This window comes from Nocardiopsis sp. TRM 82005, assembly GCF_056312425.1.
The window spans coordinates 1-23,356 of record NZ_JBWDTQ010000047.1 but is presented as its reverse complement, the minus strand read 5'-3'; the positions used below and the strand labels follow the sequence as shown (position 1 = coordinate 23,356).

Here is a 23,356-nt window from a genome sequence, read left to right as displayed (position 1 = left end):
AGTTGCGGGATTTGGCGGGCACTCTGGCGACTCTGACCGGGCGCACCCTCACCCCGGCCCCCAACCTCCAGCTCGCCCGTGCCAAATGACCACCTGGCCGCGGGCACCTTGGGCGGCCGTCAGCACCCCCGTGAGACACACGAGATGGGATGACATCCGTTGGACAGCACACAGGAAGCCACGGCGGCGCGGACCGGGACCGGGCAGCGTACGATCACAGTGGAGCTGGGGGAGCGGAGCTACCCGATCCGGATTGGCCGCGGGGTCCGGCACCTCCTCTCCAGGAGTATCGCGGAGCTGGGCGCTCAGCGTGCCGTTGTCGTCTCCGCGCGTCCTTCGGAGTGGATTCCGGAGACCGGAGTCGAGACCCTGACCGTCGAGGCCCGAGACGGTGAGGCCGACAAGACCCTCGCATGGGTCGAGGAGCTGTGTGAGAAGTTTGCCGGATTCGGGCTCACCCGCTCGGACGTGGTGGTCTCATGCGGTGGAGGTACGACCACGGACGCAGTAGGCCTGGCCGCCGCGCTCTACCATCGCGGCACACCGGTCATCCACCTGCCCACCTCGCTCTTGGCTCAGGTGGATGCCAGCGTCGGGGGGAAGACCGCCGTGAATCTACGGGCGGGCAAGAACCTCGCGGGGGCGTACTGGCAGCCGGAGGCCGTTCTCTGCGACACCGAGTACCTGGAGACCTTGCCGAGGAGGGAGCTGATCAGTGCCTACGGTGAGATCGCACGCTGCCACTTCATTGGTGCCGGTGACTTGCGCGGCCTCACTCGCGACGAGCAGATAGCCGAGAGTGTGGCGTGCAAGGCGGCCATCGTCGCGGCGGACGAGAAGGACACGGGTCTGCGTCACATCCTGAACTACGGTCACACCTTGGGGCATGCTCTGGAGCGCGCCACGGACTACTCGATGCGGCACGGCGAGGCCGTGGCCGTGGGAACCGTCTTCGCTGGCCGGCTGGCCGGTGCGCTGGGCCGGATCGACCAGGCGCGTGTGGCGGAACACGCGGAGATCGTGCGCGGCTACGGCCTTGCGACCGGGCTGCCCCACGGTCTGGAGGACACGGCACTCATGGATCTCATGCGTCTGGACAAGAAGGCCCGGTACTCCTTCGCCTTCGTTCTGGACGGACCCAACGGCGCGGAGTTGGTCACCGACATCCCCGAAGCGACCATCACCGACGTGCTCAGGGAGATGGCTGCGGAGCACCCAGCCTGGTTCGCTCCTGAATGAGGTCTCCGCTATTTCAACCGCTGGTGGGGTGGACCGTCGTCCCACCCCACCAGCGGTTCACTGGGTTGCGGTCCTGCCGGGATTCGACGAGTCCCTGATCCTGCTCTCGTCGAAGACGAAGTTACCCAGCAACTCCTTGCGGTTCGTGATCCGCAACTTGCGGTAAATCCGTGTGAGATGCTGCTCCACCGTGCTCGCGGTGATGTAGAGCTTGCTGGAGATCTCGATGTTGGTATGTCCCACAGAGGCGAGGGCGGCTACTCGCTGCTCCGACTCGGACAACTGGACCGTTGTCTTTCGCACGTGCGTGGTGGTCCTGGCGATGTCCAGTTCCCCGACGGCCTCCAGGAAACTTTGGTCCAGGGGCGCCTCACACAACGTCATGAGATAGCGCGCCCTCCGAGTCGTGTTCCTCGCCTGACGCCGGTCTCCGAGCTTATGGTGGACACGAGCCATACGCACTAACGTGTTCGCCTGCTCGAACCGATCACCGCACACCTCGAAGTGGTCGAACGCTTCGGTGAGCATCTGCGGTCTCTGGTCATCGGGGCTCACCTCCGAGAGCAGCCGTAGGGCGAGGGCCCGTGGCCGGTGCCCGTCGAAGGTCGACCGCTTGAGCAACTCCTGGATCGACTGCTTGGCCTGGTCGGTATTGCCCAACTGTAGCCACGCATCAGCCGCCCCAGCCCGCCAGGACAGTTCCGGTCCCAGGTCCAGGCCCCACTCTTGTAGCATCTTTCCGCACGAGATGAAGTCGGACAGCGCCGCGTGCGTCAGGCCTACCGCGAGGTAGTACTGACCGCGCGCGGACAGGTAGTGCACCCCGTAGCGGCTCTGGAACATCGTGTTCGGAACTGGTTGGCGGAGCAGGCTGGCCGCATCGTCATACTTCCCCAACCTGGTCAGCGCGAGGACCTGGGTGCCCAGGAGGAAACCGATCACGACCCCCCACGCTTTGGGCTCCATGTAGTCCAAGGCAGCCCGTGAGCACCGCAGTGCGGTGACCGCGTTTCCCTGTCTGACCAATGCCTCGGCCCGAGTAGCCTCCGCTATCGCTGACCAGATCGCGACTTGGTGTGTGCTCGCTTCTCGAATCACCCGGTCGCACCAATTCAGTACCTCACCAGTCCGGTCGAACTGAAGCAGTGTGACCAGGGCCAGCATTACCGATTCCTCGGTCCAAGCGCCGGTGTGGTCAGGGTGGAAGTCACGAAGAATCTGCTGAGAGACGTCGATGGCCTCGCTGATCCGGCCGTGGCGGTAGTGATCGGAGGACGAGGCCGCCAGTTGGAACAAGGGGTCCCTGGAGGGGGCCAGGACGAGGTTCTTCCGTCGGGGCGAGTGGTCACTCACAGATCTGACTCTGGCCAGCCTGGAGTAAGTGCTGGCCAACCAGTGCTCCGTCTGTCGGAGTTCCTGCACCTCTTCGGAGTCGAGCCGGCGCTCTCCCCCGCGCAAGAGGTCGAGGATCCGTTCGGCCTCGTCGAGGCGACCGTGCCATAAAAGGCGCTTGGCTACGATGAGCGATGTGCGGGCGCTCAACCTGCCATGGTGTATGTCATCGACTGAGTGCGTGAGGCGCCGAGCCGCCATGGAGGGGTCGACGTTCCACTCAGCGCATGTGAGTCGGGCTCTGAGCTTGGCTCTCTCATCTTCAGATCCTGCCGATGTCAGCGCGAGTTCAAGGCATCGTATGGCGAGGTTTCGCTGGTGGGAGGCGAGTGCCTGGTCGGCTGCTGTTTTGAGCGTTTCTGCTTCCCAGGGCGCCTCGACACGCTCCGCTCTGATGAGGTGGTGCGTGATCTTCAGGACTGAGTCGTTGCGCTCATGATAGATAAGGGCTGCTTCGCGGTCCATGTTGGATTGGTGCTCAGGGGAAAGTGTGTCCAACACTACGGTCCGCGCTGATTCGTGGCGTAAGCGGCCGGAATCCAAAATTCCCGCGGCGCTCATCTCGTCCAGCGCCCGGGCAACGGCCTTGGGTTCGAGGCCGGACAGACGGCTCAGGTCCTCAATCGGTGCGGGCCCGTCGATCACGGCTACGGCTCGGGCCACGTCCAGCATGTCGTCGCCCCCGCGGTACACCAGGTTCAGCACGGCGCAGCCGTAGCCCTGTTCGCGTACGACCAGCCCGGAGCGATAGTCCTGAATCAAAGTGTCAAGCAGCAGACGGTTGCCACCACTCAACCTGTGGAACTCCGCCTGATCCGCTTCGGGGACAGGTCCCCGTGTGTCCTTGAGGTACTGCGCAACGGCCTCGGGGGAGAGGTGCTCCAGGCTGACTCTGGAGCAGTACGGCTGGCGGACCAGCTCGATGAGGAACGAACAGTGGGTGGGGCGTATCTCGGATCCGACACACAGCACCAGGGTCAGGTTCGAAGAGTGAAGCCGCCGCGCGATGTGGAGCAGGAACGCGAGCGACTGAGGGTCTCCGTGCTGGGCGTTGTCCACCAGGATTGCCGCTGGTGTGTCCCGAACGGCTTGGAAGAGGGTGTCGCAGAGCTGTTGATAGACGTCCACGAGCCCTTTTCCCACAGCCGCCGTCGCGCTATCCGGTGCCACGCTTCGGATAATCTCGGCCAGCCGCGCCCGGTACGGCTCCGCCAGCGTCTTTCCTTGGCCCCCGGTGAGTATCTGGTTGGCCAGGCTGAACGGTATATTCCGCTCCTCCCGAGAGCAGGTGGCGTTAAGAACCGTCATCCCGACGTCAACCGCTGTTTGGGACATGCCCCAGAGAAGTCGACTCTTCCCGCTGGCTATAGGTCCCTCGATCAAGATGATCGAATCCTTTTTTCTTAATAATTCGAAAGCAGTTTTTTCTGCGTTCCCCAAGTTTTTTTCTGAAGCCAAAGAAAGCAAACTTCCCCCATGGAAAACTAAGCCTACAGAAAATTCTGATCGGCGAATTTATTCTAGGTCAAGGGTCTGTGGTGTTCAATCTTCTGGATAGCCGAATCTGGCCAGTCGTAGGTATTGACACTCTGCCCGGGCGGGGTGGCAATGCTCATGCACCAATACCCAAATCGACTACTTCTCGTGGTCAGACACAAGCATTTAGTAGCAAGATTCGATGTTCACGCGGATATCATCGTGTCGATGGCTCGGACTTCAGCTGGGATTGTCGGTGTCCATAGCCGTCCGGTGAATGCCCGCCGTGACGCTTGCTGGGCGATGTTCGCCCGGCAAGGCGGCAAGCCCGGCGCGAGCTCCGCGCCGTCACGGTCGCGCGCCCGGACTCGCTTCGCTCCAGCGGACAACGGGGATCTCGCGACGCGTTGAGCCGTTCGCGGGACCGGGCTTCGCCCGGAGCCCGGAGGTTCTCACCGGCCCGCGGATCCCGAGGAGGGCGCTACCGGCCTCCGACGCGCTCCTGAAGCCGATCGCGGTGGCCGGTGAGGTTGGAGATCCTGCGGTCCAACTCGTGGAGACGTCTGTTGTAGATCTCCAGGGCCCGACGGCAGTGCCGGGGGTCGAGCTCCTGTCCCAGGCATGAGGCGACCGGCTGGAGGTCAGCGACGGTGAGGCCTGGTTCGAGGAGTTCGCGGATGTTGCGGACCCGTGCCACCGCTTCCTCGTCATACTCACGCCATCCCTTTCCCGAGCGGTGGGACCCGACGAGCCCGTGCTGCTCGTAGTACCTCAGCGGCCTGCGGCTGACCCCTGTCAGCTCGGCCAGGTCCCCGATCCTCAGCAGTGCTCCGTGCATGTGGGGAACGCTAGGTGTTGACACTGGTGTCAGGTGCAAGCCCTTCGCCCGGATTCTCTTCCGAACACCAGGTCAGGGCCATGGGCGTGTCCGGGGGCTTCGTCCGCGCCCGCGTCACCAACGGGTCCCGTGCCGTGTCCGGCGCCGTGCGGCGGCATAGGAACGGGCCTCTACGGGGCTCCGGGCAGTCGTGGCGCGGTCGCGGTCGACGGTCTTCCTTCCGTTGTTCGGAGTGCGTGATGCCGTTCGCCTGTGGTTTTTCGCATGAAATGCGGATTCTATGGCTTTTTGTGTCTGAGGGGTGGGAACGGCGATCGGTTCGAAGGCGGCATGGTTCCAGAGCGCGGTGCCTGTTCTTGCGCGATGGCAGTGCATTCCTGCTGGCCGGTATCTCCGCCCACGCCCCACGGTCTGGATGGTGCGCTGCTACGATGCAGCTCGTTGTGCTCTCAAAGACGAGGAAAAGCACATGAACCCACGCGGTAGTGACTTCCACTGGAAGAGGTTCTGGGCGTTGGTTGGCGCTGTGGCCGCCGTGCTCACCATCTGGGCGTTCTTTCTGCCCACGGCTCGCGATCTCTTCGGGCCGAGCAGCTCGAATGAGGACGATCAGGTGCAGGTGGCCGCGTCCTTGGACCCGGCCGACACGGCATCCGAGCCGCCCCGGGAGGAGCCCTCCGAATCCCCGTCCCCGTCTCCGAGTCCGACCGCCACCCCTTCCTCCAGCCCGACGCCCACCCCGGGTGTCGGCCCGGAGGCCGAAGCGCCGGGCGTCGACGGGGGAGGCAGCGATCCGCCGGACGACGCGCCACGGGACGACCAGCTGGAGTCGGAACAGGGCCGTCACGCCGAGACCGTCATCGACATCAATATCATCACGGACTTCCAAAACGGCAAAGTCGACACGGGCACATATAATACGACTCGCACTTTTAATGCTTATGCCGAAGTGATCGATGACTACGGGAGCCTGAGGAACAACGACAAGTGCACCATCAGGCTCGAGGCGTATATGGGCGGCGACCGGATATACAACAGTGCTGGTTCGTGCAGCACCTCGTTCACCGTGAACACGCGCCCCTATTCTCCAGGGCAGCTGCGGCTCGTGTTCACCGTGACGACCGGCTGGGAGGCTACCGCGACGGCGGAGAAGACGGTGGCCATCGTCTAAGGGCCGTGGGCCGATCGGAGCAACACCTGGACCCGGGTGGTCAGAGGGGGATGCCTCGGTCAGCGGTCATGGGCGATCGGCGATCGCCTGGTCAGAGCATCCGCCCGTCGGCTGTGTCGTAGGCAGCCCGTAGGAAGGGGCCGCACAACGGCAGCGATCAGAAAGCACAGCCACCATGAGCAGCGTCCTGCGTGCGTCCACCGGTGACATCGACGAGGTCCTGGCGATGATGGGACCGGCCCCTCTGAACGAGTCCCAGCAGCGCTCCTACGAGTACGCACGCGGGGAGGCCCGGTACATCGACGACAGCCTGGAACACCAGGGAATCGAGTTGGGCCTCACCGTCGTCGAGGCGCTCGAGCACCTGGTCACCGGGCACGAGCGCACGCCCGAGCAGAACCAGGCCTACGCGCACGCGTTCGACTGCCTCGTCACGCCCTGTTTCAGCGACACCTACGACCTGGGGGTGTGGTCCCGGCCGGCAGCGTACTTCGGGGGGCTGTCGGAGGCGCTGTCCGGCCTGGGGGCGCCCCGGGAGGTGCTGCCGGACCAGTTCCTGTTCGCGGGAACACCGGGAGCGGACGGGATCTTCTCACCGGCCGAGGGCCCGAACTTCGGCCACCTGCACGTCAAGTACGCCGCCACCGCTCTGGAGGCCTGGGAGGCCGTCAGGACCGAGCTCGCTCCCGGTCACCGGAACGCCCTGGACGTCTTCCGCCCGTTCTTCGAGGTGGAGGCGGAGGAGTACGCCGACCACCCCGGCACCACGCGCACCTGCATCCACTTCCATATGGGCGGCTGACCGGGCCCGGCTGTGGGAGGAGGCGGTGGCCGCGAGGCGGGCGGGCAGCGCGCCGCCGTAGCCGCTCACGCGGCCTACGCCGCGCCCGTGCGTGGCCGCTTCGGCCGCGACGCCCCGAACCTGCGCACCGTCGGCTGTTCGACGAAGCGGAAGAGCAGCCACGCGATGGCCATGGAGGCCGCCACCTGGAGTACGACCGCCCCCGCGGCGCCGGGAATCCCGCGGAACAGGTGGGAGCAGTAGTGCTCGAACAGCAGTAGGACCGGATAGTGGGCGAGGTACAGCGCGAAAGAGATCCGGCCGAGGTGGAGCATGGCCGGTGTCCGCCACAGTGAGCGTGCCCGGCGCAGGTCGAGTGAGGCGGCACCGAGGACGAGCAGCGCGGCGGGGACGACGCTCAGCGCCGCGAAGGTGAAGGGGCGCGGAACCAGCGGCGCGGCGACGACGCAGGTGAGCAGGACGAGGGAGGGCAGGCCGACCCCGATCCTCGGGACGAAGCCGTTGTGCGCCGCGCGCGCCAGCAGGATGCCCAGCAGGAACTCGGGCAGCCGGCTGAAGGGGGCGAAGTAGGCGAGCCAGAACGCTTGCAGTGGAACATCGATCCAGCCCGGGGCCAGAGGCGGTCCGGTGATGGCCGAGGCGGCGGCCGGAAGCGCCCAGATGACGGCGGTCACGGCGGCGATCGGGAGCGGCAGCCACCGGGCCGGAATCCGCCACACCAGAGGGATCACCAGGGGGAAGAGGAAGTAGAAGAAGAGCTCGACACTGAGCGACCAGCTCGGCGGGTTCATGCCGTAGAGGAAGGCCGGGTCCAGGATCCAGGTGTGGACGAGCAGCAGATTGGCGAGGGCCGGCCCCGGCGGGGGCACCCCCGCCGGGGTGAACCCCAGTGCCGATGACACCGTGGTGGCCGCGAGCAGGGCCAGCATGGCCAGCCACGTCGCCGCGTGGCTGGGGACGATCCTGAGGAACCGCCGGCGCCAGAACACACGGGGCGCCTCCCCCGGGCGGGCCGACCACGTGAGTACGAAGCCGCTGAGGACGAAGAAGAACGACACGGCGACCATGGTCAGCGTCACCGACCGCAGCGTCGGGTGCATGTGCCCGACGACCACGGCGAGCGCCGCGGCGAACCGCAAACCGGTGAGCGATTCCAGCCTGCGGGCAGGCGGAGGTAGGCCGGACACTTGAGACGGATCGGTCGGAGACACCATGAAGAGTCCTGTCATCCATTTCATCGCCGACATTGGACAAGGTGTGCCAGGGCGTAACCGGCGGGCCCCTTCCCCGGGGCGCCTTCCCAGTTCCGAACCGGCCGCGCCGTGCTGAGTCTTGAGATGAACCGGCCCGGGCGGTCCGTGTGGATATCGGTATCCGATGTCGTACGGGAGACTCCGCATCCGGATACCCCCTCGGGGCGAATCCGCTCACACGCGCGCGCCGCCCTGGTGTGTGCCGCGGGTCCCGCGGAGCCGGTTTCCCGGCGCCCGGGCCACGGTGCGGGGAGACGGGGGTGTACGACGCCGGTCCGGCACCGGTCCGACCGCTGCCGGACGCGGTACGGCTCAGCCCCGGTGGACGCAGAACAGCGGGCCGTGGAAGGCGGATACGTCGAACCCGGGAGAGGAGATGGCGTTCCCGGCCCGTACGGGCCGGCTCCACCCCTTCCCCTTGTCGTACCGGGTCCACCACAGCCGTCCCCACCCGCTGGCGTCCTCCTGGTAGAAGACGCAGTGCAGGTAATCGTTGTAGCGGGTGATCGCCGGGGTGTACGAGGTGCGGACGGGGTTGCCGTCGACGTCCTCGATCCGCTGGCTTCCGCTCCAGTGCCCGGACGCGCTGTCGTAGGTGAGCCAGTAGAGCTGGTCGTCCCCGCGGTCGTGGACGCAGTAGAGGTGGTCCTTGAACCGTTCGACCACCGGGGTGCGTGACGAGGTGAATCCTCCCGGCACGTCCCGCTCGGTACTCCACTCCTTGGAGCGGGTGTCCTGGGTGAGCCAGCGCAGCCGGCCGTCCTCACCCCTCAGGACGCAGTAGAGGAGACCGTCGTAGACGGTGAGGGACGCGCCCGATGCCCGCATCTCCCGGCCGTCGGCCGCCTTGACGACCCGGTCCGACGACCAGCCGGTCTCTCCCCCCTCGATGTTGTAGCGCGCCCACCAGAGCCGTGTGTCGGAGGAGGTGCGGTGGTGCACGTAGTACAGGTGGTCGTTGGCGTGGGAGACCGCCAGCGGCCCGTAACTGGGCACCGGGTCGCCGAGCGCGTCATGGAGCGCCCTGTCGCCCCGCCAGGCACCGGTGTCCTTGTCGTAGACGTCCCACCACAGGGACTTGTCGTGGAACGTGTTCTGGTGCAGGCAGTACAAGCGGCCCTTGTACGCCTCGATGCCGGGCGTGTAGGGGGACCACGCGTTCGGTACCTCCAGGTCCTTGGACCAGCCCGCGCCCTCCTCGTACGTGAGCCACCGCAGTTCCTTGTCGCGTGACTTCGTCCACCGTCGGCGCCCCGCGCGGCCCGGCTTGGCGTCCAGGCACGGGTTGCGCTCGTGCGCGAGGCGGCCGCTGACGTAGGTGGCGGCCACGGCCCGGTCGTCGCCCAGCTGCGCGAGGGCGAAGAGCAGGTCGTCCACGGTTTCGCTCTCGGCCGTGCGCGCGGCGAGCAACCGGGTGGCTGAGGGGTCCAGGACCACGAAGTCGGCCTCGTTGCCCGGAGCGAGCGAGCCCACGACCCCGTTCAGGCCCATGGCGCTCGCCCCGCCGAGGGTCGCCAGGTAGAAGAGCTTGGTCCCGTCCATGGGCGTCAGGCCGAGCTGGCCCACCTTGTAGACCTCGTCCATGGTCTGCATGAGCGACAGGCTCGTGCCCCCGCCCACGTCGGTGCCGAGGCCGGTGTGCACGGGGTGCCTCCGGTCCCCGGCGCTGCGCATGGAGAACAGCCCGCTGCCCAGGAACAGGTTGGAGGTGGGGCAGTGCGCGACCCCGCTGCCGGTGGCGGACAGGCGCCGCCACTCGCGCTTGTCCAGGTGTACGGCGTGGGCGAACACCGCCCCGCGCCCGAGGAGGCCGTGGTGCTCGTAGACGTCGACGTAGTCCTCCCGCTCCGGGAACAGCGAGCGGACTTCCTCGACCTCCTCCGTGTTCTCCGCCAGATGTGCCTGTAGGAGGGTGCCGGGGTGTTCACCCCACAGCTTCCCGGCCAACCGGAGCGTCTCGTCAGTACAGGTCAGGGCGAACCGGGGCGTGATGGCGTAGAGGCTCCGTCCGACGCCGTGCCATTTGCGGATGAGCGCCTTGGAATCCTCGTAGCCCTGGAGGGGGGACGCGTCCAACAGGTCGGGAGGGGCGTTGCGGTCCATGAGGACCTTGCCCGCCGCCACCCGCATCCCCCTGCGGGTGGTCTCCTCGAACAGGGCGTCGACCGAGGCCGGGTAGGTCGCGCAGTTGACCATCGCGGTCGTGGTGCCGTTGCGCAGGATCTGGGCGCAGAACAGTTCCGCGGTTCGGCGGGCGTAGGCCGGATCGGCGAAGCGGACCTCCTCCGGGTAGACGTGGTTGTGCAGCCATTCCAGGAGCTGGTCGCCGTAGGCGCCGATGATCCGGGTCTGCGGGTAGTGCACGTGGAGGTCGACGAACCCGGGCAGGATCACCTTGTCCCGGTAGTGGACGACGGTGGTGCCCGTGGGAAGGCCGCCCACCAGCCTGTCGTAGGGCCCGGCGGCGGTGATCCTGCCGTCCTGGGAGATCAGGAGGCCGTCCTCCACGTACTCCAGCGCCTGTTCGCTGGAGGTGCGGAAGGGGTCGGAACCGAACCAGACCAGGGAGCCGCGGACCGCTGTGGCGGCGGGGCAGCCATCGGCTCCCGAGGGGGCGGTGCGGTCGCTCATGTCCGACCTCCTTCGCGAGGTCCCGTCAACCAGTGGGGCTTTCGCTTTCTCGTGGTGCGGTGCACCATGTCCGCTTCCTCTCGTCGGTGTTCGCGGTCATCCGCGGTCAGTAGCCGCGAGTACCCAGAGGCCGGAGGACGGGAAACGCCTATGCCCGACAGCACGGCGGGCAGGGGCGGCTATGCGACATTGGTGCCTTTTGATGCGCGGTTACGGAGAGAAACGGACAGACCGAAGTACGGAGTTCGTCCTAACTCGAACGCAGCCCGCCCGGTCGGCCACGGCCGTGTCCAGCGCGCGCTGAACTTCCGCGCCCGAGAGGCCGACGGCCCGCGCGATGCCGTTCCCGACAACGTGCGGAAAGAGATCGGCTGAGAAAATCTCATAGGCTCGCATCTTGTCAAAATATGCGAAATTTATTTTTCATATACGAAATGAGGGATTGTTGGCTTCGTGTGCGGGGCGGGGTGGCAAGTTAGGGGGGAGTTCGCCACCGTGTGGCCCGTGAAGATTTGGTTGGGGTGTGGAATCAGTAAAAGAGGGACCCAAACAGTTGGATTGCGCGTGCGCATACTATGAAAATTAGTACATCCCTTCCGCGGGCAAGGGAGTGAATGGTCTTCCCTGTTTCTCTGGTGAGTTTTGGCGGGAACATGGGAGGTGCGCGCGGCCCTCTCTTGCCGTGGTCGCGCGTGCCCACTGCGAAGACCGTGCTCAATTCGAGAGGTGTGCATGCTCCCTGCTATGTCCCGCGCCGAGCGAGAGGCATTCCTGGCCGAGGTCCACGTCGGTGTTCTCGGCGTGGACGATCCCAGGAACGGCGGCGCTCCGCTGGTGGTCCCCATCTGGTATTCCTACGCGCCCGGCGACACGGTCGTCGTGCAGACGGGCCGTGACTCGGTGAAGGCGCGTCTCATCCGCACGGCGGGCAGATTCAGCCTGTGCGCCCAGCAGGAGGCGCCCCCGTACCGCTACGTGAGCGTGGAAGGGCCGGTCGTCGACGTGGCCGATCCGGCCGACCCGGCCGACCGGGAGGCCATCGCCGTCCGCTACCTGGGTGCGCGGGAGACCGAGACGTACCTGGCGGCGACCGCCGACCAGCTCACCGACGACATCACCTTCCGGATGCGTCCTGAGCGATGGCGAACCGCGGATTTCACCTCCTTCTCGGAATCAGTGTTCGCCTGAACCTCCCGACCGTGAGGTCCAACGAAAGGAACCCCACGTGACGAAGAGTCCCGCCACGGGCACGGTGTCGGCGGCGGACCTGCGAGGCCCCGTCACCGACTTTCCCCGCTATGCGCTCTTGCACGAACTCTTCGCCGACCGTGCGAGTCGGCATCCGGACGCCCCGGCGGTCCGCCACCGTGGGCGAGAGCTCTCCTACGCGGAACTGGACCGACGGTCCCGGGACCTGGCGGTACGGCTCCTGGCGGCCGGTGCGCGCCAGGGCGACGCCGTCGGCGTGTGCGGCAGCCGTTCACCGGAAGCCCTCATAGCCTTCCTGGGAGCGTTGCGCGCTGGCTGCGCCTATGTGCCGATGGACGACGACCTTCCCCCGGCCCGCATCAACGCCATGGCGGAGGACGCCGGTGTACGCGTGGCGGTCGTCCTGCCCGGCTCCGTGTGCCGGGTGCGGCGTCTGGCGGCCCGAGTCGATCTGGGCACCGCGGAACCGACGAGTCCTCAGGAGCCGCCCGCGGTCGACACCACCGCGGACGGGTGCGCCTATGTCATGTTCACCTCCGGCTCCACGGGTCGGCCCAAACCGGTCGCGGTGCCGCACCGGGGCGTCGTGCGGTTGGCGGCCTCCGACCCGAGGCTGCCCCGGCCCGGTGCCGGAGACCGGGTTCTGCACGGATACAGCCCGTCATCGGACGCCTCCACCATCGAGATCTGGTCGGCGCTGGTGGGCGGCGCCTGCCTGGTCATCGTCGACCGTGAGGAGCTGGTCTCTCCCGAGGCGCTGCACCGGAGGCTGCGGGAGGAGGACGTCGACGTCGCCTATCTGACGACGAGTGTCTTCCACCACGTGGCACGAACGATTCCGGAGGCGTTCGCCGGACTGGACTTCGTATCGGCGGGTGGGGAGGCCATGGACCCCGAGCTGGCACGGGCGGTGCTGCGTACCTGCCCGACCACCGAGGTCGTCAACTTCTACGGCCCCACCGAGAACACGGTGGTGTCCACGTTCCACACCGTCGGCGGCCTGACCGACGAAGCCCGGACCGTGCCCATCGGTACTCCGCTGGCCAACTCCACCTGCCGCGTCCTGCGCTCCGACGGCACGACCGCGGAGACCGGGGAGGAGGGGGAGCTCCTCGTCGGCGGTGACGGCCTGGCGCTGGGCTACCTGGGCGACGCGCGGCTGACCGGCGAGCGCTTCGTGGAACTCCCGGACGGCCAGTGGTTCTACCGCACGGGGGACCGGGTCGTCCTCGACCGGGAGGGACGGCTGGAGTACCTGGGCCGGATGGATCGGCAGGTGAAGATCCGCGGCCACCGCATCGAGCCGGACGAGGTCGAGGCACGGCTGCGCGCACACCCCGACGTGGCCGAGGCCGTCGTGGAGATGCGCTCCACACACCTGGACGCCCACATCATCCCCGCCGACCCCGGGCGCGGGATCGAGACCGCCGGACTACGCGGGTTCTGCGCCTCCTGGCTGCCCGCGGCCGCCGTTCCCCGTATCTTCCACACCTGGGAGTCGTTCCCGGTGTCCGCGGCGGGCAAGGTGGACCGCGCCCGTCTCGCCACGGAAGCCGCGGCGGGAGACGAGCCCGTCTCTCCCGAGCCCGAGGGGGGAGTGAACAGTGTGCGGGACGGTGTCGTCTCGGCCTGGCGGGCCACGGTCGGGGTGATCCCCGAACCCGGAGACGACTTCTTCCTCATCGGGGGCGACTCCCTTCTCGCGGCGGAGGCCGTGAACCGCACCCGGGCCGCGCTCGGTGTGGGAGCCGAACACGGCAGCGCGCTCATCCGCGCCCTGATCGAACGGCCCGAACTGGAGGAGTTCACCAGGACCGTTGGACGGTTCCTCTCCGATTCCGCCGTCGTTGAGCCCGAGACGTCGACCGACTTCGAGGCGGAGGCACGCCTCGGGCTCGATCTGCCGCTCAGGCGGGGGCCCGCGCCCAACCCACGCGATCCGACGGAGGTGCTGCTCACCGGGGCCACCGGTTTCGTCGGCGCCTACCTGCTGGATCGGCTTCTCTCACGAACCGGGGCCCGTGTGCACTGCCCGGTTCGCGCCCGCGACGCTCAGCACGCCCACCGCAGGGTCCTGGCCAACCTGGCCCGCTACGGACTGTCCGCACCGGGGGACCAGGACCGCCTCGTCTGCTTCCCAGCGGACCTGGGCGCCGAACGGCTGGGGCTGGACGAACCGCACGCGGACCACCTGGCGGATCGGCTCGACCTGATCCTGCACTCGGGAGCGCGGGTCAACTTCGTCTATCCGTATTCGGCGCTGCGGGCGACCAACGTCGAGGCGACCCGTGAGATCGTGCGGCTGTCCGCGCCGCGCCGAGTGCCCGTCCACTTCCTCTCCACCATCGCCGTTCTCGCCGGGTTCGGCAGTGCCGGGGTGGGGCACGTGGCCGAGGACACGCCCCTCGCGTACGCCGACCGGCTCACCATGGGCTACGCCGAGAGCAAGTGGGTCGCGGAGCGCCTGCTGGGTGAGGCGGGCCGTCTGGGGCTGCCGGTGACGGTGTACCGGCCCTATGAGATCACCGGGGACCGGGACAGCGGGATCTGCAACACCGAGACGGCGATCTGCTCGATGTTCAAGATGATCGCCGAGACGGGGGTGGCCCCCGATATGAGCCTGCCGATGGACTTCGTGCCGGTGGACCACCTGGTCGACACCATCCTGCACGTGGCCACGGGGCACGCCCCGGCCCGGCCCGTCTACCACTTGACCAACCCGCGCCCGGCCCGACTGTCCGACGTCGTGCGGCGTATGCGCGCCGCCGGGTGCCGTATCAGGACACTGCCCTACCAGGACTGGGTCACCGAGCTGGTGCGTCATGTCGCCGAGGACCCCACCAGCCCCACCGCTCCCTTCGTGTCCCTGTGCGTGGACCAGGGGAGGGGGACCGACCTGTCCGTCAAGGAGCTGTACCTGAAGGAGGTCTTCCCCGGCCTGGGCAGGGCCAACGCGGAGGCGGCCGTGGCCGAGGCGGGGCTGACCTGCCCGCCGGTTGACGACGCTCTCATCGACCGCTACCTGGACTTCATGTTCGACTGCGGTTTCATCCGTAGGCCCTACCGGGCCGCCGGGCCCGTAGCGGTGGGCCATGCGGACACAGTGGTTTCGAGGGGGGAAGGATGAACGCCGCCACCGACCAGGTGTCGGAACTTTCCCCGGTACCCGAAGCGGAGCCCGGATCCGCAGGAGCTCCCTGCGCCTACGCCGCCCTGCGGGCCGAACGTCCGATCACCCGTGTGCGGCTGCCCGGGGGAGAGCCGGTCTGGCTGGTGAGCCGGTACGCGGACGTGCGGGAGGCGCTCGCCCATCCGAGGCTGGTCCGGCCCGTCATCGCGACCTGGCCACCACAGGACGCCGAACCGTGGCCCCGGAAGGTGTTGACCCTGCTGGAGCTGCGCGGGGACATCCACAAACGGGTGCGGGGGGCGGTCGCTCCCGCGTTCACACCACGCCGTCTGGAGGCGCTTGCTCCCCGGATCCGTGCGGTGGCGAACGAGCTCGTCGACGAACTGCTCAGCGAAGGCCCCCCGGGGGACCTGGTCGCGGGCTTCACCGAACCGTTCCCGCTGCGCGTGCTCTGCGACTTCCTCGGTGTCGACCACACCGAGTGCGCCGCCTTCACTGAGCACACCGAAACGGTCCTGGACGCGACCCGGGTGCCCCTGGACCGGACTCTGCACGCTCTGGACGCGTTGCGGGACTTCGCCGCCGACCTCGTCGACGAGTGCCGACGCGGCAGCGGAAGCGGGTTGCTGGGGCAGCTGGCCCGGGCTGCGCGGGACGAGGGCGGGCTCGGCCGCGACGACCTGATCAGCGTCACCATCAGCATGCTCATAGCGGGATACAAGACCAACGTCCAGCACTTCGGCTCGGCGCTTCCGACCCTGCTCGAACGCCCCCGGCTGATGAGCCGCCTGCGCGTGTACCCGGACCGGATACCGGACGCGGTCGAGGAGCTGCTGCGCCACGTCCCGCTGATGAACGCGATCGTCGTCCTGGTCGCGACCGAGGACCTCGACCTCGGCGGCCGACGCATCCGCGAGGGTGAGGCGGTCATGCCGATCATCGCCTCCGCCAACCGGGACGTGGAGACCTTCGCCCAGGCCGACGAGTTCGATCCGGAGCGCAGCCCCAACCCGCACCTGACCTTCGGCAGGGGGCCGCACTACTGCCCCGGAGGGCACTTGACCCGGATGCAGTTGCGAATCGCGTTGGAGACCCTGCTCGCCCGCCTGCCGGGTCTTCGTCCGGACACGGCCGTGGACCGACTGGAGTGGGACGAGGACGCGCCGCTGCGCGCTCCACTGCGGCTGCCGGTCCGCTGGGACCAGCGACCATCCGGGCTCCGTGACCACGGCGGTGTCCGCCCGTGACCACCAATCCTGAGGGGAACGCACAGGTGACAGCCATCGACCCGACCTTGCCACGCTACCCGTTCAGCACGCGGGGCGACCGTCTGGCCGAGGAACTCAGCTCCGAGTGCCCGATGCTCCGAGTCGCCACGAACGCGGGAGACGAGGCTTGGCTCGTCACCGGCCACGCCGAGGTCAGACAAGTGTTGTCGGGGGCGCGTTTCGCGCGTGCCCAGGTGGCCGACGAGGACAGTCCGGTGCAGGACGCGGCGCTCCTGGCCCCGGAACTGCTCGACGCGATGCCGTACCTGCGCAGGGCGGGAATGTACGACGAGATCCAGCGCTCCCTGCACGACATGGCCGATCTGCCCGATCCTTGGCTGCGTGCCGTCATCCGGGAGGCGGTCGAGGAGACGGTCGCCCAGGGGGCGCCTTGTGATCTGCAACGCCACTTCTCCGAACGCGTGGCCGGTCGGGCGATGTGCCGCCTGTTGGGCCTATCGGAGTCGGACCTGCCCCTGCTCAAGGTCTGGGCCGACACCGATCTCACCATGCGGTTGCCTGAGGAGACGATCCACCGCAACTGGGAGCAGCTTCGGGACTACATGCTCGAACAGTCCGGGCGCGACGGTCTCGCCGCAGCCCCCGGTCTGCTGCCGAGGCTGGCGACGCGCAACCGGGGGGAGGAGGCTCTCACACCGGAACAACTCGCCAACATCCTCGGTGTCGTCTTCGTCGCCGGATACGAGGACCTGGCCAGCTTCCTGGGTGTGGCGTCCTTCCACCTCGCCCAGATGCCGCAGGTCCTCGACCGCCTGCGCGGCGAACCGGAGACGGTCGACGGTGACGTGGAGGAACTGCTGCGCTACAGCGTGGTGCTCGGCAACGCCTTGGCCCGGATCGCGACCGAGGACACCGACCTGGCCGGACGCAAGGTGCGTACCGGCGAAATGGTCCTGGTCTCCACCGACGCGGCCAACTTCGACACCGCCAGGTTCTCCGAACCCCACGCCTACGACCCCGGCCGGCGCCCCAACCCCCATGTGCGGTTCGGCCACGGGCCGAACTACTGCCCCGGGGCCCGCCTGACGCGTCGGGTGAGCGCGCTCGCCTTCGTCGCTCTGGCGGGCCTCGGGGACCTACGGCTCGCGGTACCGCCCCGGGAGGTCGAATGGGTCCCCGACCGGATGGCGATCACACCCGTCGCGGTGCCCGTGCTCTGGGCGGACCCAGCCGCGACGGTACGACCGAGTTGACCGATTTTTCCGACCAGCACGAGGAACAGAGATGACGTACCTGGTCAAGGAGATCTTCTACACCCTTCAGGGAGAGGGCGCCCACGCGGGCCGTCCCGCCGTCTTCTGCCGTTTCTCCCGGTGCAACTTGTGGACCGGGAGGGAGGAGGAACGCCACCGGGCGATCTGCAAGTTCTGTGACACGGACTTCGTGGGCACAGACGGGCAGAACGGCGGGCGCTTCGCCGCCCCGGAGGACCTGGCCGACGCCGTGGAGGCGCAGTGGTCGCCGCGCACCGCCGAGCGACGATTCGTCGTCTGCACCGGGGGAGAGCCACTCCTACAGCTCGACGAGCCCGCGATCGACGCCCTCCACCAGCGCGGATTCGAGGTCGCGGTGGAGACCAACGGAACCCGGGTCCCCCCGCGGGGCATCGACTGGCTGTGTGTGAGCCCCAAGCTCGGCTCCACGCTCGTCGTCGAGCGTGGTGACGAGCTCAAGCTCGTCTATCCGCAGGAGGGCGGGGAACCCGAACGGTTCGAGCACCTGACCTTCGGATCCTTTCGGCTCCAGCCCATGGACGGGCCCGAGACCGCCGCCAACACCGAGGCCGCGCTCAAGTACTGCATGGACAATCCGCGCTGGAGTCTGTGCCTGCAAACCCACAAGTACCTGGGGATCGACTGATGGACACCACGAGCACCGCGACCCGGCCCGATCGGCACGGAGTCACCGTGCGACACAACTTCGAGACCGCGCACCGATTGCCGCACCTGGGCGGAAAGTGTACGAATCTGCACGGCCACTCCTGGTGGGTCGAGGTGTCCGCGATCGCGCCGACGCTCGACTCCGGCACGGTCGTGGAGTTCGGCACCTTCAAGTCAGCGCTGCGCTCCTGGATCGACACCTATCTCGACCACGGGGCCATGTTGGGCTTCGACGACCCGATGGCCAAGCTCCTGACCGACCACGGCAGCAAGTTGTTCCGGTTCGGGGCGCCGGATCCGCTGCCGGCCGAGGAGCCGGCCACCGATCTGCCCCATCCCACGGTGGAGGCTGTGGCGGTGCTTCTCGGACGGGTGGCCGAGGAAGCCCTGTCCGGGTTGGCGCACGTGCCCGGAACCCGGATCGACACGGTCAGCGTGACCGAGACGCACGTCAACAACGCCGTGTGGCGGAGCGGGTCCCCGTGACCGAAGTGGCCACCAGTGTCCCCGAGCACAACCAGCGAACGAGGAGCCGCGTCCGTGACCACCAGTACGACCACAGAACCTCCGGAGCACACTGTTCCCGATGTCCACGAGGCGTCCGCTGTCGGTCACGCTCGCGCGATGCTCGTAGCCCTCGGTATCCGGTGCGACACCGATTCGATGCACCGCACCCCTGAGCGATATGTGCGGGCGATCGCGGAGATGACGTACGGAATGCGACTCGACCCGGCCCGCCACCTGGAAGTACAGTTCCGGCCGGAGTCGGCCAACCAGGGGGTCATCGCGGCTGTGGACGTGCCGTTCGTGGCCCTGTGCGAGCATCACCTGCTGCCGTTCCCCGGTCGGGCGACGGTCGCCTATCTGCCCTCTCCCGGGGCGCCCATCGTCGGCCTGTCCAAGCTGGCCCGGGTCCTCCAGGAGTACGCCGCGCGCCCGCAGGTGCAGGAACGGATCGGGGAGCAGACGGTGGCGGCTCTGGACAAGCACCTGGACGTCCGCGGTTCAGCTTGCCTCATCCGATCGCGACACGCCTGTATGACCCTTCGGGGGGTGGAGGCGCACGGGGCCTCGATGCTCACCACGCACCTGGCCGGTGAGATCGAGTCCGATTCCGCGCTACGTGCCCAGGTGTTGTCCTACACGCCCACGTGCGACTCGGAGTAGTCTCACCGCCGGTTGCCCGGGCGGAACGGTACCGCCGCTCCACCCGGGCCGCGTCCTGTCAGGGCATGTGACCGGCACGGGTTCGCGTTCCGCGCCCTTCGCACGCGGTGGCGCGTTCCCCGGGACCTGCGGGGAGGGTCGCGTGGACCTAAACGACCTCTGAACGCCAGAACGTCGTGTCGGCGTAGGACGTGGGATCGCTCAGGCCCGCCGCGTGGAAGGCCTCGGCGCGTTCGACACAGGTGCCGCAGCGCCCGCAGTGGGTCTCCCCGCCCTCGTAGCAGGACCAGGACAGATGCACGGGGGCCTCGATCCGGCGACCGAGGGCGGCGATCTCGGCCTTGGCCATGTCCACGAACGGCGCGGTGACGGTGACCTGCCCGTCGGTGCCCGTCTCGGCGGCTCGCGCGGCGGCCTCCACGAACACGGGTCGGCAGTCGGGGTAGACGGGGTGGTCGCCGGCGTGCACGGCGGTGGCGACGCTGGAGTGGCCCCGCGCCGACGCGACACCGACTGCGACCATCAGCAGGATGGCGTTGCGGTTGGGGACCACGGTGGCGGCCATGGTGGGTTCCGCGTAGTGACCGTGGGGCACGTTTCCACCGTCGCTGGAGGGGGTCAGAGCGCTGGTCAGGTGTGCCCCCAGCACGGACAGGTCGATGACGTCGTGGCGCACGCCCAGTGCCGCTGAGACCTCCGCGGCGGCCTCCAGTTCACGGACGTGGCGCTGCCCGTAGTGGATGGTGAGGGTGTCGACCGAGTCGGCACCGTGTTCCCGGACGGCCGAGGTGGCGAGCACGGTGGAGTCCAGGCCTCCGGAGAGCAGGACGGTGGTACTGGCCAAGGGAATTGCCTTCCTTTAATCGAGTGCGTGTTGAGAGTGAACTCGAACTTCCGTTTTGGCTGGGTTCATCTCGTTTGTTCGCATGGAACGCGTCGGTGATGTGTTTCCTGTATAACACGGGCGAGGCTTCCTGTAGTTTAATGAGTTCCACTTATGGGGTCGGACGGGTCTTCGAAATTCGAATCCCATGCGTTCGGTGGGATTTGTCTGAGCCTTTTCTGAAGGTCTTTGGCCAGGGGCTTATGCGGTGCCTGGCGGTTTGGTTTACTGGTGGGGTCCTGGATGTGGGGACCCGCGCTATTCGATTTTCAGCAAAAGGCGATTTATGGTTGCAGTGTACGGTTTCGAGAGCTTTGGGAATTCATCCGCCGCCGGCCGCGCCGGTGCGGTCGTCCGCCCGGGGCATCGCCCAGTGAGCCGCGCCGAGTCGAGCGGGGTGGTCGTGTGAGCGTCCCCGCACACGTTGGTGGGACCCTGCTGCGTGACGCGGCCCTGGTCCTGACGATGGACCCGGCGCTGGGAGAGGAGCCCCTCGGAGGGCTGGAGCACGCCGACGTCCTCATGGAGTCGGGCACGATCACCGCGGTCGGTGCCGCGCTCCGACCGCCTCCGGGCACGGAGGTGGTCGACGCTGGCGGGCGCTTGGTGCTCCCCGGATTCGTGGACGCGCACACGCACCTATGGCAGAGTGCCATTCGCGGGCGCGGTTCCGCCCTGGGGTTCTACGAGTGGTTCGGCGCCTGTGTGTGGACGGCTGTACCGAGAATCGGACCCGAGGACATGTACCACTTCGTGCGGCTGTCCGCGGCCGACACCCTCCAGTCGGGCACCACCACCGTGGTCGACTGGGTTCCCGCCCTCGACTATCCCGTCTCGGAGGCCTACGTCGAGGCCGTGGCGGACAGCGGCCTGCGCTTCGCGCACGCCGCCTACCAGGAGCTCACGGATATCGAGCTGGTGTCCAAGGTGCTACAGGACCTCGTCGGGCCCAATCCCCTGGGCACCGCGCAGGTGGCCACGTGCGTCACCCGGCAGGATCCGGAACAGGTGCGTGTGCACGCCGAACTCGCACGGGAGCTGGGAGCGGTGCTCAACCTCCACCTCCTCGAAGACCCCACCGACCGGCTCGACGACCCGGTCTCCCTGCTGGCGGAGTCCGACGCCCTGGGGCCCGGCACCCTGCTCAATCACGTCATACACGTCACCGAAACCGAACTCGACCTGTTGGCCGGCCACGGGGCCGCGGTGGTGCACTGCCCGTTGAGCAACATGCGGTTGGGCACGGGAGTCATGCCGGTCGGAAAGGCGCATCGGCGCGGTATGCGGATCGGGCTGGGGCAGGACGGGGGCGCGAACGACTCCGGGGACATGTTCGCCTCGATGAAGGCGGCTGTGGGGCTCCACCGTGCCGTGTCCCTGGACGCCTCGGCCTACCCCGGCCCGGAAGAGGTCCTGTACATGGCGACCATGGGCGGGGCCCGGGCGATCGGGGAGAGCGGGTGTATCGGTTCGATCACCCCGGGCAAGCGGGCGGACGTGATGGTGGTCGAACCCAGAGCGCTGAACTTCGCGCCCCGCGGTGACTGGATCGCCCAGCTCGTCTTCAACGGCCGTCCCGAGAACGTCACCGACGTGTTCGTGGACGGGGTGCGGCGCAAGCGCGGGGGCGAGCTGACCGGTACCGACCCCGTGCGGCTGGTGGCCGGAGCCGAGGCCGCGGCCCGCCGCGTCTGGCTCTGAGCGGGACGGCCCATCCCTTGCGGGGCGTCGCATGAGAGCGGATGGGCACCGCGGCCTGAGTACCGGAGAACCGGCTCCGGAGGGTGGGCAACGCCACCATGATTGACCTCAATTCTTGTTGAGGTTTGAGAATGGTGGAAAGCTCGCCGATACGAAGGAGAGGCGCGTAGTCAGCAACGGCAGAGGTCCAGCCCGGCGGCGGTGCTCGCCAGCGTCATGCTGGGCGTCCTGGTCGTGGCCATGTCGATCTCCGGAACGGCGGTGGCCGTCCCGAACATCGGAATGGAGCTGGAGGCCTCCGGTGCTCCACTCCACTGGGTGGTGGCCGGATACAACCTCACCTTCGCCGCGTTCACCCTGGTCTGCGGCTCCCTGTCCGACCTGTTCGGGTGACGGCTGCTATTCGTCGTCGGTGCCCTCGTCTTCTCCACGGGCAACCTGGCCAGCGCTCTGGTCGGCGACATCCTCCTGCTCGACGCGGCCCGTCTGGTCACCGGTATAGGAGGCGCCGCGGTCATGGCCAGCGGTGGTGCCCTGCTGGCCACCACCTTCGAAGGCACCGCACGGACCCGCGCCTTCGCCGCCATGGGCACCATGGCGGGGTCGGCATCGCCATCGGCCCCTCGCTGTCGGGCCTGCTGGTCGGCGCCGTGGGCTGGCGCGCGGCGTTCCTGGCCTACGTCGCGGTCGGCCTGCTCATGGACGCCCTGGTCCCGGGCAGTCACCTGGTGCTGTGCGACGACACCGACGTCGTCGCCCCCGCCGAGATGGACGAGATGGTCCGGCAGTGGAACGAGGCCGGGGAGAACCCCCGGATCAACCGCACGCTCGAGCGCATCGCCGGGTTCTTCGACGGGCTGGAGCTGCTGGAGCCGGGTGTGGTCTCGGTGACCCAGTGGCGCCCGGACCCCACCGAGGTGGGCACTTCCCGTCCCCTGGACGACTTCGGGGGAGTGGGCCGCAAGGCATAGCGGTTGAGTCGGCTCAGCCACGAGCACGACATCGACCAGTTCATTGACGAGGTCGCCGTGGCCGTGCACAAGGTCGGTGCCGAAGGTGTGGCCGCAGCACGTGCGGGCCGAAATACTCTCCGTCGTCCGAGGAGCCGAGGGTACTCACGACGATGTTGGGGCGCTACTTGTCCCGAGTGGCCGCCCAGTCTGTGTGTCTTACGAGTTGGTGCGTGATAACGGGTGAGGCGTGATGGCCCTGTCTGCTGTGCTTTTCAGATGTTCGCGGTGCGGTCGGAGACCAGTCCGGCGATGGCCTGATAAGTGGCCGGGAGGTTCTCGCGC

18 protein-coding genes are annotated in these 23,356 nt (G+C 67.8%); 13 read left to right on the top strand and 5 right to left on the bottom strand.

Going from position 1 to position 23,356, the window contains the following annotated elements; translation table 11 throughout:
- Positions 1-159: 159 nt before the first annotated feature.
- Positions 160-1,239 (top strand): 3-dehydroquinate synthase family protein, encoded by a 1,080-nt coding sequence (locus AC0T5L_RS26585; protein ID WP_476168237.1) that lies wholly within the window; start codon positions 160-162, stop codon positions 1,237-1,239.
- Between the two features lie 57 nt (positions 1,240-1,296).
- Here the strand turns inward: AC0T5L_RS26585 and AC0T5L_RS26580 are convergent, their stop codons facing one another.
- The gene (locus tag AC0T5L_RS26580) at positions 1,297-4,014 is read right to left on the bottom strand and encodes a helix-turn-helix transcriptional regulator (protein WP_476168236.1); all 2,718 of its coding nucleotides are present in this window, start codon (positions 4,012-4,014) and stop codon (positions 1,297-1,299) included.
- A 574-nt stretch (positions 4,015-4,588) separates the two neighbouring features.
- The gene (locus tag AC0T5L_RS26575) at positions 4,589-4,945 is read right to left on the bottom strand and encodes a MerR family transcriptional regulator (protein ID WP_476168235.1); all 357 of its coding nucleotides are present in this window, start codon (positions 4,943-4,945) and stop codon (positions 4,589-4,591) included.
- 301 nt (positions 4,946-5,246) lie between these two features.
- On the opposite strand from AC0T5L_RS26575, the gene AC0T5L_RS26570 reads away from it, so the two are divergent.
- Together AC0T5L_RS26570 and AC0T5L_RS26565 are read left to right on the top strand one after the other, a co-directional pair.
- Positions 5,247-6,116, top strand: coding sequence for a hypothetical protein (locus AC0T5L_RS26570; RefSeq protein ID WP_476168234.1), 870 nt, complete (start codon positions 5,247-5,249; stop codon positions 6,114-6,116).
- 175 nt (positions 6,117-6,291) lie between these two features.
- Positions 6,292-6,918, top strand: coding sequence for a DUF7691 family protein (locus AC0T5L_RS26565; RefSeq protein WP_476168233.1), 627 nt, complete (start codon positions 6,292-6,294; stop codon positions 6,916-6,918).
- A gap of 74 nt (positions 6,919-6,992) precedes the next feature.
- Here the strand turns inward: AC0T5L_RS26565 and AC0T5L_RS26560 are convergent, their stop codons facing one another.
- Both AC0T5L_RS26560 and guaD read right to left on the bottom strand, forming a co-directional pair.
- The gene (locus AC0T5L_RS26560; RefSeq protein ID WP_476168232.1) at positions 6,993-8,156 is read right to left on the bottom strand and encodes an acyltransferase family protein; all 1,164 of its coding nucleotides are present in this window, start codon (positions 8,154-8,156) and stop codon (positions 6,993-6,995) included.
- Between the two features lie 327 nt (positions 8,157-8,483).
- The gene (gene guaD / locus AC0T5L_RS26555) at positions 8,484-10,802 is read right to left on the bottom strand and encodes a guanine deaminase (protein WP_476168231.1); all 2,319 of its coding nucleotides are present in this window, start codon (positions 10,800-10,802) and stop codon (positions 8,484-8,486) included.
- A gap of 732 nt (positions 10,803-11,534) precedes the next feature.
- On the opposite strand from guaD, the gene AC0T5L_RS26550 reads away from it, so the two are divergent.
- Genes AC0T5L_RS26550 through folE form a run of 7 tightly spaced genes read left to right on the top strand, consistent with a single transcriptional unit; the run spans position 11,535 to position 19,477 of the window.
- Entirely contained in the window at positions 11,535-11,990 is a 456-nt protein-coding gene (locus tag AC0T5L_RS26550; RefSeq protein ID WP_476168230.1) for a pyridoxamine 5'-phosphate oxidase family protein, read from the top strand.
- Positions 11,991-12,027: 37 nt separating this feature from the next.
- Positions 12,028-15,138, top strand: a complete 3,111-nt coding sequence (locus AC0T5L_RS26545) for an amino acid adenylation domain-containing protein (protein ID WP_476168229.1) — start codon at positions 12,028-12,030, stop codon at positions 15,136-15,138.
- The gene (locus tag AC0T5L_RS26540) at positions 15,135-16,388 is read left to right on the top strand and encodes a cytochrome P450 (RefSeq protein WP_476168228.1); all 1,254 of its coding nucleotides are present in this window, start codon (positions 15,135-15,137) and stop codon (positions 16,386-16,388) included. Before AC0T5L_RS26545 ends, AC0T5L_RS26540 begins: the two co-directional genes overlap by 4 nt.
- Positions 16,389-16,414: 26 nt before the next feature.
- On the top strand, positions 16,415-17,623 hold the full coding sequence (locus AC0T5L_RS26535; RefSeq protein WP_476168227.1) for a cytochrome P450: 1,209 nt from the start codon (positions 16,415-16,417) through the stop codon (positions 17,621-17,623).
- A gap of 31 nt (positions 17,624-17,654) precedes the next feature.
- The gene (gene queE, locus AC0T5L_RS26530; RefSeq protein ID WP_476168226.1) at positions 17,655-18,290 is read left to right on the top strand and encodes a 7-carboxy-7-deazaguanine synthase; all 636 of its coding nucleotides are present in this window, start codon (positions 17,655-17,657) and stop codon (positions 18,288-18,290) included.
- Complete coding sequence (locus tag AC0T5L_RS26525) at positions 18,290-18,796, top strand: 6-pyruvoyl trahydropterin synthase family protein (RefSeq protein ID WP_476168225.1); 507 nt, start codon at positions 18,290-18,292, stop codon at positions 18,794-18,796. Before queE ends, AC0T5L_RS26525 begins: the two co-directional genes overlap by 1 nt.
- A 15-nt stretch (positions 18,797-18,811) precedes the next feature.
- The gene (folE, locus tag AC0T5L_RS26520) at positions 18,812-19,477 is read left to right on the top strand and encodes a GTP cyclohydrolase I (protein WP_476168224.1); all 666 of its coding nucleotides are present in this window, start codon (positions 18,812-18,814) and stop codon (positions 19,475-19,477) included.
- Positions 19,478-19,625: 148 nt separating this feature from the next.
- Here folE and queC read toward each other — a convergent pair whose 3' ends face one another.
- On the bottom strand, positions 19,626-20,321 hold the full coding sequence (queC, locus tag AC0T5L_RS26515; RefSeq protein WP_476168223.1) for a 7-cyano-7-deazaguanine synthase QueC: 696 nt from the start codon (positions 20,319-20,321) through the stop codon (positions 19,626-19,628).
- A gap of 444 nt (positions 20,322-20,765) precedes the next feature.
- Between queC and AC0T5L_RS26510 the strand changes: the two genes are divergently transcribed.
- The 3 genes from AC0T5L_RS26510 to AC0T5L_RS26500 all read left to right on the top strand — a co-directional run bounded on the left by AC0T5L_RS26510 (position 20,766) and on the right by AC0T5L_RS26500 (position 23,032).
- A complete protein-coding gene (locus AC0T5L_RS26510; RefSeq protein ID WP_476168222.1) occupies positions 20,766-22,061 on the top strand; it encodes an amidohydrolase family protein in 1,296 nt (431 codons plus the stop codon).
- Positions 22,062-22,262: 201 nt separating this feature from the next.
- Complete coding sequence (locus AC0T5L_RS26505; protein ID WP_476168221.1) at positions 22,263-22,454, top strand: hypothetical protein; 192 nt, start codon at positions 22,263-22,265, stop codon at positions 22,452-22,454.
- Between the two features lie 257 nt (positions 22,455-22,711).
- On the top strand, positions 22,712-23,032 hold the full coding sequence (locus tag AC0T5L_RS26500) for an SAM-dependent methyltransferase (RefSeq protein WP_476168220.1): 321 nt from the start codon (positions 22,712-22,714) through the stop codon (positions 23,030-23,032).
- The last annotated feature ends 324 nt before the right edge of the window (positions 23,033-23,356 follow it).

What these genes read in the sequence shown, in the direction of transcription:
- AC0T5L_RS26525 (WP_476168225.1), top strand. Translation starts at nt 18,290, where the DNA reads ATGGACACCACGAGCACCGCGACCCGGCCCGATCGGCACGGAGTCACC.
- queE (WP_476168226.1), top strand. Translation starts at nt 17,655, where the DNA reads ATGACGTACCTGGTCAAGGAGATCTTCTACACCCTTCAGGGAGAGGGC.
- guaD (WP_476168231.1), bottom strand. Translation starts at nt 10,802, where the DNA reads ATGAGCGACCGCACCGCCCCCTCGGGAGCCGATGGCTGCCCCGCCGCC.
- AC0T5L_RS26560 (WP_476168232.1), bottom strand. Translation starts at nt 8,156, where the DNA reads ATGAAATGGATGACAGGACTCTTCATGGTGTCTCCGACCGATCCGTCT.
- AC0T5L_RS26540 (WP_476168228.1), top strand. Translation starts at nt 15,135, where the DNA reads ATGAACGCCGCCACCGACCAGGTGTCGGAACTTTCCCCGGTACCCGAA.
- AC0T5L_RS26565 (WP_476168233.1), top strand. Translation starts at nt 6,292, where the DNA reads ATGAGCAGCGTCCTGCGTGCGTCCACCGGTGACATCGACGAGGTCCTG.
- AC0T5L_RS26575 (WP_476168235.1), bottom strand. Translation starts at nt 4,945, where the DNA reads ATGCACGGAGCACTGCTGAGGATCGGGGACCTGGCCGAGCTGACAGGG.
- AC0T5L_RS26550 (WP_476168230.1), top strand. Translation starts at nt 11,535, where the DNA reads ATGCTCCCTGCTATGTCCCGCGCCGAGCGAGAGGCATTCCTGGCCGAG.